This is a genomic window from Tsukamurella pseudospumae (assembly GCF_001575195.1).
In the GTDB taxonomy this organism is placed as follows: Bacteria; Actinomycetota; Actinomycetes; order Mycobacteriales; family Mycobacteriaceae; genus Tsukamurella; species Tsukamurella pseudospumae.
Window position 1 is genome coordinate 1 of the sequence record NZ_LSRF01000044.1, and the last position, 12,953, is coordinate 12,953.

The following is a 12,953-nucleotide window of genomic DNA, read 5'->3' on the forward strand; positions in this document are numbered from 1 at the left end:
CGGGCGCAGGCCACGGTCCCGGATCTGCCGGGTCAGCGACGAATACGACTGCTTGAACCGCATCTCGACGAGTTCGTCGAACAGGGTCTGCGCCCACAGATGCGGGTCCTCGAGCAAGCGGCTGGTGACGTACTCGGCGAACGGCTCGAACGGGTCCTCGTCCCGGTGGCGGACACCCGGCTCGGTGACCCCGTTGAGATAGTTGCGGACGGTCTTACGGTCCCGTCCCAGATGACGGGCGATCGCTGAGATCGTCCACCCCTGCTTGCGCAGAGCATGTGCTTCCACGGTCTCTCCTTGTGTGAGCATGAACGAGCGGGGCCTCCCTCGAAGGGCTGGTGCGTGGTCAGAGACCACCAGCATCACGGGGAGGCCCCGCCCATTACTTGGCGGGTGCACACAAGTGGGGAGATTCAGTTAGCAGAACTGGGGAGAATCAACGAGCGCAGTCACCCACAGAGGAACGATCAACGATGATCCGCGATAGCCGGCGCGTGACACGGAAAAGGTCACCGACGTGCGAGTTTACCGTCCGCCGTAGGCGCGAGCCTGCCGTCTGATCGGATGACGACATGCAGCTGGTGAGTACCGCCGCGCTCTGCGGGACTATGATTTGCCAACGGACCAGCGGTAATCGTTTTGTAGTCGAGCGGAACTCTGAACGGATGTTTCCGCCAAGCGTGAAACAGGCGCAGCTTAAGGACCGACATCCAGGATGAGGATCAGGCTCACGGTGATGAAGCTGCCGGCGCCGACGAGGGGAATGCGAGGAGTGCAGAAGTGACACACGGGGAAGGCCGCAGCAGCGGCGACCAGGGGCAGTGGCGGCGTGAGCCCATCGCGGTCGTCGGCATCGGATGCCGGCTTCCGGGCGGCGTCCGCTCCGCAACCGACTTCTGGAACCTGCTCGACGAGGGCCGAGACGCGATCGTCGACATCCCCGAGGACCGTTGGAGCCGGGAGCGGTACTACGAGCCCGAGCGAACGCCGGGGAAGAGCCGGGTGCAGCGCGGCGGCTTCCTCACCGATCCGATCGACGAGTTCGACGCCGCATTCTTCGGCATCTCCCCCATCGAGGCTAACTCGATGGACCCGCAGCAGCGACTGCTGCTGGAGGTGGCGTGGGAGTCAATCGAGGACGCCGGGCTGCGCGCAGAGGACCTCGAGGGGTCCACGACCAGTGTCTTCACCGGCGGGTTCACTCTCGACTACGGCCAGATGCAGTTCTCACCCAACCCCGCCGAAGCCCCCACTGTCGCCGCACACACCGCGACCGGTGTGGTGATGACGATGCTGTCGAACCGCATCTCGCACGCCTTCGACCTCCTCGGCCCCAGCATGTCAGTCGACACGGCGTGCTCCTCGTCCCTGGTCGCGATCCATCTCGCGTGCCAGTCGATTTGGAACGGCGAGAGCGAGCTGGCGCTCGCGGGCGGCGTGAACCTCATGCTGAGCCCGAACTTCACCGTCGCCGCTTCGACCGGCGGCTTCCTCTCGCCCACCAGCACGTCGCGCGCCTTCGACGCGGCGGCCAATGGCTACGTCCGCGGAGAGGGCGCAGCTCTGGTCGTGCTCAAGCCGCTCGCGCGGGCGCTCGCCGACGGCGACCACGTCTACGCGACCGTGCTCGGCACCGGCGTGAGCCAGGACGGCCGCACCAACGGCATCACGGTGCCCAACGGTGAGAGCCAGCGGCTCGCCATCGAATCAGCCCTGGCCTCGGCGCATGTCTCCCCCGCGAGCATCGACTATGTCGAGGCGCACGGCACCGGCACGCCCGTGGGCGATCCGATCGAGGCGAACGCGCTCGGCGTGGCCTACCGTGGCGAGCGGGCGGCGGACCGCCCCCTGCTCATCGGCTCCGCCAAGACCAACCTCGGCCACCTCGAGGCCGCCGCCGGCGTCGTCGGGTTCATCAAGTCTGTCCTCGCGCTGGCGCATCGGCACGTGCCGCGTCACCTGAACCTGGAGAACCTCAACTCGGAGATCGACCTCGATGATCTCCGGCTGCGGATCACGACGTCGCCCGCCGACCTGCCCGTCGACGGCCCGATCCGCGCCGGAGTGAACTCGTTCGGATTCGGCGGCACCAACGCGCATGTGATCCTGGAGTCGGCGCCCGCGCCCACCGATCCCGAGGCCAGCCCGACCACACCGGACGGCAGCCGGCGCGACGGCATCGCCGCCATCCTCCCCCTCGCCGCCCGCGGCGACGCAGCGCTCGCCGCGCTGGCCGGCCGGTACAGCGACCTCGTGGCCGCGGAGGACGGGACGACCGCCCTGGTGCGCGCCCTCGCCCACCGGCGCAGCGCGCACCGTCAGGCGCGGCTGGCCGTGGTCACGGGCTCCGTCGCCGAGACCGTGGAAGCTCTCGCGGCGGCGGCCGCGGACATGCCGCACGAGCGGGTGCACACCGGTACTGCGCTCGACGATGCCCGGCCCCTCGCCTTCGTCTACACCGGCATGGGGCCACAGTGGTGGGGTATGGCTCGAGGCCTCCTGCAGCACAACAGCGTCTTCCGCGCCGCGGTGCAGGAGTGCAACGCAGCGATCACGCCGCGCATCGGCTTCTCGCTCGTAGCCGAGCTACTCGCAGACCAACAGTCTTCCCGGATGCACGAGTCCGTGGTGGCGCAGATCACCAACTTCGCCGTCCAGTACGGGCTGACTCGGTTGTGGGAGTCGTTCGGCGTGCGTCCCGACCTCATCGTCGGACACAGTGCAGGTGAGGTCGCGGCAGCACTCGCCGCGGGCGCACTGTCGTTCGACGACGCGATCACGGTGATCGTCCACCGCTCGCGGCTCCAGCACCTCGCGAGCGGCGAAGGCCGCCTGCTCGCCGTCGCGCTGAGCGAGGCCGAGGCCGGCAAGATCCCCGAGGTCGCCGACGGCACCGTCGAACTCGCCGCGATCAATAGCCCCGATTCCGTCGCCCTGGTCGGTTCAGTGTCGGCGCTCGAGGCGATCGCTGCCCGGCTCGAGGCCTACGACGTCTTCGCCCGTCTGGTTCCCGGCGACGTCCCGTACCACAGCCGCGGCATGGACCCGCTCGAAGCGGAGGTCCGCTCCTCGCTCGAGTCCCTCGCTCCGGGGTGCCCGCGCACCCCTCTCTACTCGACGGTGACCGGTGCCCGCGTCGCCGAGGACGGCTCGCAGCCGCACGACGCCGAGTACTGGTGGCGCAACATCCGTCGCCCGGTGCTGTTCGGCGCCGCCGCCGACGCCATGCTGGCCGATGGCGCTGTGACCTTCGTCGAGATCGGCCCGACCGCCGTTCTGGGACGGTCTATCGGCGAGACCGCCGCCGCGCGCGCCGCCACCGCGGCGTCCGTGACGTCCCTCCGCCGGGACGGCGACGACGCCCAGTCCTTCGCCGCGGCGCTCGCACAACTCTGGGTCCGCGGCATCGACGTCGACTGGACGCCGCTCGCACCGCGCTCGGCGGCCCGAGCGCTGCCCGGATACCCGTGGCAGCGCGCGCGATACTGGTCAGAGGGCGAATCGGGACGCCGGGACCGCCTCGCGAAGACCGTCGAGCCGTATCTCGGCAACCGCACGGAAGGTGCTCTGCCCGCATGGCGACGCCTCCTCGACGGAACCGCACCGCGCTCCCTCGCCGACCACGTCGTGCACGGCGCCACGCTCTTCCCGGGTGCGGGCTTCATCGAGATCGCCGCCGAGGTCGCGCGCGACGAGTACGACGCGACGTCCTGCACCCTGGTCGATGTGACCTTCGAGGCGGCACTACTGCACCGTGGGGGCACGTACCTCGTGGACACCAGTCTGGACGCCGCTACCGGCCGAATCACGATCCACGGCCGGCTCCCCGAGGCGAGCCGGTGGGTACGGCACGCGAGCGCCACGCTGCAGCCGGCCCCTTCCGTCGGTACCCGGATCGACGTCGGCGTCGACCCCGCACTCGACGCAGTGGACCAGGTCGAGCTGTATCGGGCATTCGATCGCGCCGGCTTCTCGTACGGTCCTTCCTTCCAGCTGCTGCACGACGTCCGGATCGGCGACGGGGCCGCCACCGCCCGGATCCGCGAAGTCGCGGAGGAGCCCGTGGCCGACCGCGCACCGATCCTCGAACCGAGCGTGCTCGACGCCGCCTTCCAGCTGCTCCTTCCACTGGCCTTGCGGCGCGACGAGACCGCGAGGCTGCTCCCTGTGGGCGCCGACCGCGTGGTGATCCACGAGCGGCCGCAGGGCCCGCTGATCGTGCGCGCCACCGCACGTCCCGATGCCGGCGACCCCACCCGGATCGCCGGCGACGTCACCATCGCCACCGAGGACGGGCGCGTCGTCGTCGAGGTCGAGGGTTTCACCGTCCTGGTCCAGAGCGACGCGACCGCACCGCAGCGTGTCGGCACCGACTGGGTCTACGAGCAGACCTGGGAACCCCAGCCGGCGGACGACGGGGAGCGCCGGGCCGCGACCGGTACGTGGCTCCTTCTCGCCGACGACACCGGCACGGCAGCACGGCTGGCGGAGCGACTCACCGCCGCCGGCGGAACGCCGGTCCTCGTGCCGGCGGGTTCCGTCTCCGACGGAGCCGTTCCGCCCGGCGATCGGACCGCCCTGTCCGACCTCCTGGATCGCACGGTGCCCGGCGAAGGGCTGCGCGGCATCGTCCACCTGTGGTCGCTCGACCGCGACCACACGAGCCCCGCAGACTCCCTCAGGTGGACCGCGCACGACGCAGTCCTGTCGATCGTGCACCTCGCGGCGGAGCTCGACCAGCGTGAGATCGCGGCGCCTACCTATGTCGTGACGGCAGGCGCTCAGCCCATCGGCGGCGCGATGTCCGACCGCGGGCTGGTGCAGTCCTCGATCCTCGGCGTCGGGCGTGTGCTCCACCACGAGCTCAAGGGCCTCGAGTCGCGCCTGGTCGACCTCGACCCGGAGGACGTCGACGGCAGCATCGCGCTGTTGGCGGACGAGCTCGCCATCTCCGGCTCCGAGGAGGATCAGGTCGCGTTCCGGGGCGGCGAACGCCTCGTCGCGCGGCTGTACCCCTCGACGCGGTCCGGCGGCAGGATCCCGGCTCGTATGCGCGCCGACGGTGCGTACCTCGTCACGGGCGGCCTCGGCGCGCTCGGACGCCTCGTACTCGTCTCGCTCGCCGAGCGCGGCGCCGGCCACGTCGTAGTCACGAGCCGCTCCGGACTCCCGCCCCGCGAGGAGTGGGACTCCCTGACCGACCCCACGCAGCGGGACGCCGTGCGTACCGTCCGCGCGGCCGAGGCCGCGGGGGCCAGCGTGCACGTCGTCGCCGTGGACGTGACCGACGCGACAGCCCTGGGCGCAGTCCTCGACCTGCTGCTCGAGTCCGGGGTTCCGCCCCTGCGGGGTGTCATCCACTCCGCCGGCGCCGTCGAGGATCAGATCCTCGTGCGCATGACGGAAGAGCAGGTCGATCGGGTGGTCCGGCCCAAGGTTCTCGGGGCGTGGGCGCTGCATGAGGCCACAGCCGGGGCACCGCTCGACTTCTTCGCGCTGTTCTCCTCGATCTCTGCGGTGATCCCGTCGCCCGGGCAGGGAAACTACGCCGCCGGCAATGCCTTCCTGGACTCGCTCGCGCACTACCGGCGTGCTCGGAACCTCCCCGGCCTATCCATCAACTGGGGCCCCTGGGATGCCGGGATGATCGCCAGCCTCGGACTGAGGGAGTTGTACGGCCAGCGCGGAATCGACCTCATCGAGCCCGAGACGGGTATGACGCTCCTGGGCGAGTTGCTCGGCTCGAGCGAGGTGCAGCAGGGCGTCGTCTCCGCCCACTGGCCCACTGTCGTGACCAACTACGCGCTCACACCCGTCCTGGTTGCACACCTCGGCCGCGGCGACGACGACGGCGGCGGCGACGACGGGTCGGTGTTAGACCGCCTGCACGCAGCCACGCCCGCGGAGCGCCCCTCGATCGCAGCCGATGGGGTGCGGCACACCGTCTCCCAGGTGTTGCGCATGGCCGAGGAGCACATCCCGGACGAGGAGCCGCTGGGCCGCCTCGGCGTGGACTCGATGCTCGCCACCGAACTTCGCATCCGCCTGGAGCAGCACTTCGGGACCGCACCGACGATCGCCTTCCTGCTCGACGGTGCCACCACCGTGGCGGGGATCGGCGCCGAGCTGTTGCACGCCCTCGACATGACCTCGCACGACGCCGAGGTCGACGACCTCGCGGCGCTGCTCGCCGACCTGAACGACGACGCCGTCGCGGCCCTCCTTACGGGCGCCGAGACCACTGACCCCACTGCGGAGGCCCCCGTTGACTGACATCGAAACCCGGCTCGCGGCACTGAGCCCCGCCCAGCGCCGCGCCCTCCTCACGAAGCTGGGCAAAGCCCCGTCGGCCGGTGCCGGCCGTTCGATCACGGCCCGGGTGCGCGAAGGCGACGCGACCCCGCTCTCCGCCGTGCAGCAGGACATGTGGTTCCTGGAGCAACTCCACCCGGGAACCACCATGCACGTGATGTCCGGCGTGGCGAGACTGCCGATCGACGTCCCCGTCGACGTCTTCACCGACTGTCTGGCTGAAGTGATCGAACGGCATCCTGTACTGCGCACCCGGTTCGAGGACTCTGGCGGCGAGCCGATCGCCCGGATCATGCCGGCAGAACGGCCCGTCGTGGCCTTCCTCGACGGCGTGGTCGAGGAGCGGATGCACCTCGCCTTCGAAGAAGACGCGCGTCGTCCCTTCGACATCGCGACTGGCCCGCTGCTACGGGCCACCCTCGCTCGCACCGACACGGGCGACACCTGGGTCCAGATAACACTGCACCACATGGTGGGTGACGGGTACTCCACCGGCATACTGTTCGCCGAGCTCGGGCGGCTCGCGACGGGCAGGCTCGTCGGACAGCTGCAGACGCTGCCCGCTGTGCCCTTCCACTACGCGGACGCCGCGCTGTGGGAGGAGGAGCGGATCGCCGCAGGTGCGGATACCGACGACATCGCCTACTGGACCGCTCGTCTCGCGGGCGCTCCCACTGCACTCAACCTGCCGACCGACCGACCGCGGCCCGCCCGCCAGGGTTACCGCGGCCTGCGGACCGGCTTCGAGCTCACCGCTGAGCAGGCCGCGACGGTCCGCACATTCAGCGCCGAGCATGGCGTCACACCCTTCGTCACCGTGCTCACCGCGTACGCGATCGTCCTCGGCCGCTGTGCCGCGCAGGACGGCGTCGTGGTCGGTGTGCCCGTCGCGCAGCGCTCGCAGCCGGGCACGGAGCAGGTCATCGGGCCGTTCCTGAACACGCTCGCGCTGCCCGTCGCCCTCGGCGAGGACGAGACGACCGGTGGGCTCCTCTCGCAGGTCAACGCCACCGTCCGCGAGGGATTCCGGCACCGGGACGCGCGCTTCGACCGCGTGCTGTCCGCACTTGACCTGACGCGCGACCCGTCGCGCCCGCCCCTGTTCCAGGCGATCCTCAACATGCAGGAGGACCGGAGCGACCCACAGATGCAGCTCCGTGATCTCTACAACGGCTGCTCGAAGTTCGATGTGCTGCTGAACATCACGACGACCCCCACCACTATGAGCGGGACACTCGACGTGGCCTCGGATCTGTTCGACCAGGAGTCCGCCGATGCATTGATCGACGGATTCCTCGCCGTGCTCGACGCGCTGGTCGCCGCCGATGCCCGCGCCGACCAGGCGATCTCGACGCTGCCCCTGTCCACCACCCCGCAGGTCATCACAGCACCGCCGGCGCAGGACGTCGGCACCGTCGCCCTCGACGAATTCGTGCTGGCCGCCGGCGCTTCGGCGGATAGGACCGCCATCATCGCCGGAGGCGAGCGGATCACCTACGCCGACCTGACGGCGCGCGTGGATCGCCTCGCCGCCCGGATCCGCGAGCGTGTCGACGCGCCACCGGAGACACCGATCGGGTTACTTCTCCCCCGATCCGCCGAGGTCATCGTCGCCATGCTCGCGACGCTGCGCGCCGGCTACTCGTTCGTTCCACTCGACCCGGCGTACCCGGCGGAGCGGCTCGAGTTCATCTGCGCGGATGCGGGCGTCCCCATGCTCATCACCACCGCCGAGCACCTCGCCGACGTCCCCGGGCTCGATCTACCGTGGTTCGACATCGCCGCTGACCCGGCCGAAGCCCAACCCGCCGCCCCCGCACCGCGCCCCACAGCTGACCCCGCCGAGAGGGTTGCGTACATGCTGTACACGTCCGGCTCGACAGGCCGCCCCAAGGGCGTTCGGGTCTCGCACCGCAACGTCGTCACATTCCTCGCCGCGATGCGTGACGAACCGGGCGCGGCGCCGTCGGACACGCTGCTGGCCGTCACGAGCCCGTCGTTCGACATCGCCGTTCTCGAACTGCTGCTCCCGCTCGTCGCCGGGGCTCGCGTAGTGATCGCCGACACCAGCGAGGCCCGCGACGGCGATCGCCTCGCACGGCTGCTCGACGAACACGGCGTCACGATCATGCAGGCCACGCCCACCACGTGGCACCTCCTACTGGACGCGGGGTGGGCGGGCACGCCCGGTCTCCGCGCGCTCTGCGGCGGCGAGGCCATGCCGGCTGCGCTGGCGGGCAGACTGCTGTCGCGCGTCGGCGAACTGTGGAACATGTACGGCCCTACCGAGACCACCATCTGGTCGACCGTGCATCGGGTCACACCCGAGGACGTCGCTCGGGGCGCCATCCCGATCGGCCAACCGATCGCCGGCACGGGAATCGTCATCACCGATCCCGCGCACGCCGCCGTACCGGCGGGCGTGTTCGGCGAGCTGTGCATCGCGGGCGACGGAGTCACGCTCGGCTATCACGAGCGCCCGGAGCTGACGGCCGACCGCTTCGTCACCCTGCCCGGCACGCCCGGCCTGCGGGCCTACCGGACCGGCGACCTGGTGCGGCGGCTGCGCGACGGACGGATCGAGTTCGGCGGGCGCATCGACACGCAGGTGAAGGTGCGCGGTTTCCGCGTGGAACTGGGCGAGATCGAGAGCGCCCTCGAGACCGCCCTCCCCGGCGTCCGAGCGATCGCCGCAGTTGACACCGACGGGGCCGCGATCACCGCCTACATCGAGGGCACCGCCGACAACCTGGGCGACGTCCACGCATTGTTGGACGGCCTGCGCGAGACGCTCGCGCCGTACATGGTGCCGAGTTCGTTCGTCCTCGTCGATGCCTTCCCGCTCACCCCGAACCGGAAGATCGACCGCAAGGCGCTGGTCTCCGCCGGTGGCGCGCCGCTCGCGCTCACCGCTGCCGGGGGCGCCGAGTTCGTGGCCGCGCGCACCGATCTCGAGCGCGATCTCACCGCGATCTGGACCGATCTGCTGTCGCTCGACACGGCTCCCGGCGTGCGCGACGACTTCTTCCTGCTCGGCGGGCATTCACTGCTGGCGACGAAGCTGGTGTTCCGGGTGCGCGAGAAGCTCGGCATGGTGGTCCCGCTCCCCGTGCTGTTCGCCGGCGAGCTCACCATCGAACGGCTCGCCCTGATCCTGGAGAACGGCGGATCGGTCGCGAACACGCTCGTGCTCGCCGACGAGGTCCGGCTCCCCGACGAGATCCGGCCCACACCGGGGGCCCCGGTGTACAGCGCGGCGGACCCGCGGAACCTGTTCGTCACGGGCGCCACGGGATTCGTCGGCTCGTTCCTGGTCGCGGAACTGCTTGCGACCTCCTCCGCCACCCTGCACTGCCTCGTGCGGGCGGCCACCGCCGAGGAGGGCATCGAGCGGATCCGGGCGGCCATGGAGGGCTACGGCATCTGGGACGAGTCCTTCGCCGGCCGGATCGTCGCCGTCCCAGGCGATCTGACGCGCGAGCGCCTGGGCCTCAGCGACGCGACGTGGGTCTGGCTGGCGGGTACGGTCGATGGCATCATGCACTGCGGAGCAGACGTCAACTTCCTGCGGCCCTACCAGACTCTGAAGTCCGCCAACGTCGACGGGACCGTCCAGGTCCTGGCACTGGCGTGTGACGGCCCGGTCAAGCCCGTGCACTTCGTGTCGACGACCTACGTCTTCTCGCGCTTCTCCTACCCGCAGGACACGGTCTTCTCCGAGGAGGACCGCACCCCGATCCAGAACCCCGAGTTCACCTTCGGCTACACCCAATCGAAGTGGGTCGGCGAGCAGGTGGTCTTCGAGGCGCGCTCACGCGGAATTCCGACCTTCGTCTACCGCACGGGACGCGTCGCCGGGCACAGCGTGACCGGGGCCTGCCAGGACTCCGACTTCCTGTGGCAGACCATCCGTCTCGGCGTCACGATGGGGGCAGCGCCGACGATGGACATGTCCACTGACATCACGCCCGTCGATTACGTGGTGCAGGCGATCGCCCGGCTGTCGCGGCAGCAGTCGCTGTCGGGCCGGACCTTCCACGTGGTCTCGGACGAGACGGTCGCCGTGCCAGATCTCGTGCAGTGGATGGCCGATTACGGCTACGCCGGAGAGGAACTGCCTTTCGCGCAATGGTGCGAGCGGGCCACCGATCTCGCCGAGCGGACCGGCGATGAGACGGCCGCAGCGCTGGCCCCGTTCCTGTCCGCCACACCGCTTGACAAGATGCCCGATGCGACCTTCGACATGTCGAACGTCCACGAGGGACTGGTTGGTACGGACATCGTGTGTCCGCCGATCGACAGCACCCTCCTGCGCCGCTACTTCGACTGGTTCATCGACCGCGGCTACTTTCCTGGGCCGGGTTCCGTCGCCGGAGCTGATCAAGGCGTCGCCTCGTGATCGAGCCCAACCGCCGCGGATCGGTCGAGCGAACCACTACCACGCTCCGGCAGCGCTGGCGTCGCGCCATCGCGATGCAGTCCGGCCTCGCCGCACCGCCCCCGGTGCGCACGCGAGCATCGCGGCCCGCGCTGCCCGCGGCGCGCCCGACGCTGCCGTCGTCACGGCTGACGCCCGTCGCTCGGACCGCGGCTCCCGAGACCGAGCCCACATCGCCAGCCACTCCGGCACCGGCACCCACACCGGCACCGGCACCGGTCCGGCCCCCGGCTGCGGCGGCGCCGCAGCGCGTGTACCCGGCCTCGGAGCAGGGCGCTCCCCCGTTCGGAGCAAACCGCGTATCGCCGCCGCCCGCGCATCGGGCGGGTCCGCCCCTCACGGCACCGTTGGCGCCGGGTCCGGCACTCGTACCGCGGCCGGCACTCGTACCGCGGCCGATGGGCCCGAACCCCGTGGGCACGGCGCCCGTCATCAGCGTCCGCAACCTAGTCAAGAGCTACGGCGACCTCCGGGCCGTCGACGGCGTCTCGTTCGACGTCGCCGGCGCGAGCACCTTCGCCTTCCTCGGAACGAACGGGGCGGGCAAGTCCACGACGATCAGCTGCATCACGACGCTGAAATCCCCGACGTCCGGGGAGATCCGCGTGGCAGGAATGCTGGTGGGCCAGCAGGACATCGAGATCCGACGCGCGATCGGCGTGGTCTTCCAGGAGTCCCTCCTCGACCCGATCCTGACCGTCCGCGAGAACCTCGCCCTGCGCGCCAGGTTCTACGGTGTGGACGGGAAGGCCGCGAAGGACCGGATCACCTCGCTGTCCGCCCTGCTCGACCTGGAGGAGTTCCTGAACCGGCCGTACAAGTCACTCTCGGGCGGACAGAAGCGGCGGGCCGACATCGCCCGCGCACTGATTCACGAACCACGGATCCTGTTCCTCGACGAACCGACAACGGGCCTCGATCCGGACTCCCGCGACCGCGTCTGGTCAACGATCATGGACCTACAGAAGCGCCTGCACCTCACCGTCTTCCTCACCACGCACTACATGGAAGAAGCCGAGCGAGCCGACCGGATCGCGATCATCGATCACGGCCGGATCGTCACCGTGGGTACGCCGACGGAACTGCGCGCCGTGCACGCCAAGGACGAGCTTCGGGTCACTCTGCGGGATCCCCGGCGGTTCGACGAACTGTTCGGCCGGCGCGCCGCACGCAACGGCAACGAACGCCGGATGGCCGTGGAATCGAGCCAGGAGGCCAAGCAGGTGCTACGCCACTTCGACGCCGAGGTCACCGACTTCGAGTTCCGGCACGGAACCATGGACGACGTCTTCTTGAACATCACGCGGAACGGCGGTCGACGATGATCCATCACCTGACCCGCCGCAACGTCGTCGTCTTCTTCCGCGACCCTGCGGCCGTCTTCTTCTCGCTGCTCTCCCCGATCATCCTGTTCGTGCTGTTCTCCGCCTTCCTCGGCGGTGTGCAGACAAGTGCTCTGCAGAAGTCCCTGCCGACCGCCTCGAAGGACGACGTCGACGCCTTCGTGTACTCCTGGGTGATCGCCAACCTGGTCATGATCACCACTGCGACCACGAGCCTGTCGGCGCTCGTGGTGTTCGTCAACGACAGGGTAGGCAACGTCTTCCGCGATTTCCTCGTCTCGCCGATCAGCAGATTCCAGATGATCCTGGGCTACCTCATGGGCGCCTTCCTCGTCTCGACGCTGCTGAGCTCACTGGTGCTGGTCCTCGCCGAGGTCTATCTCGGAGTCGTCTACTCGGCCGCGTTGTCAGCGGGCGCCTTCGCCCAGGCCCTGGCCCAGTTGGTCGGGTTCTGCCTGCTGTTCTCGGCGATCTGGAGCCTCGTCGTCACCTTCATCGGGTCCAATGCCGTGTTCACCTCGGTCGCGACGATCGTCGGTACGGCGGGCGGCTTCCTCGCCGGCGCGTACATCACTGTCGGCGCCCTCCCTGGTGGCGTGGTCACGTTCATGAACCTGCTGCCGCTCAACCAGGCGGCATCGGTGATGCGCGGACCGTTCACCCGCGGACCGCTGGGCGCCGTGGCGAACGGATCCGAGCAGGCGAGGACGACGGTGCAGAACGAGTACGGACTGCTCCCCCACATCGCGAACGTGCAGGTCTCCGAATGGGTGATCTGGCTAGTCTTCGCGGGCCTGTTCGTAGTCTTCGTGGCGCTCGGCGCATGGCGGATCGGCCGCAAGATCGGCTGAACAACCGGC

5 protein-coding genes are annotated in these 12,953 nt (G+C 69.8%); 4 read left to right on the top strand and 1 reads right to left on the bottom strand.

The annotated features are described in order from the left end of the window. A partial coding sequence (locus tag AXK60_RS12950) for a helix-turn-helix domain-containing protein (protein ID WP_139057933.1) occupies positions 1-309 on the bottom strand: 309 nt, incomplete at its 3' end. 471 nt (positions 310-780) lie between these two features. Here AXK60_RS12950 and AXK60_RS12955 point away from each other — a divergent pair. The 4 genes from AXK60_RS12955 to AXK60_RS12970 are packed head-to-tail and all read left to right on the top strand — an operon-like array spanning position 781 to position 12,944. After that, positions 781-6,273 carry a type I polyketide synthase gene (locus AXK60_RS12955; RefSeq protein ID WP_068571557.1) on the top strand — a complete coding sequence of 1,831 codons (5,493 nt, stop codon included), beginning with the start codon at positions 781-783 and terminating at the stop codon, positions 6,271-6,273. Further along, a complete protein-coding gene (locus AXK60_RS12960) occupies positions 6,266-10,711 on the top strand; it encodes a non-ribosomal peptide synthetase family protein (protein WP_068571558.1) in 4,446 nt (1,481 codons plus the stop codon). Before AXK60_RS12955 ends, AXK60_RS12960 begins: the two co-directional genes overlap by 8 nt. Then, positions 10,708-12,075 (top strand): ABC transporter ATP-binding protein, encoded by a 1,368-nt coding sequence (locus AXK60_RS12965; RefSeq protein ID WP_231855420.1) that lies wholly within the window; start codon positions 10,708-10,710, stop codon positions 12,073-12,075. Before AXK60_RS12960 ends, AXK60_RS12965 begins: the two co-directional genes overlap by 4 nt. Beyond that, positions 12,072-12,944 (top strand): ABC transporter permease, encoded by an 873-nt coding sequence (locus AXK60_RS12970; RefSeq protein ID WP_068571560.1) that lies wholly within the window; start codon positions 12,072-12,074, stop codon positions 12,942-12,944. The genes AXK60_RS12965 and AXK60_RS12970 overlap by 4 nt, the downstream gene beginning before the upstream one ends. Positions 12,945-12,953 lie beyond the last annotated feature (9 nt).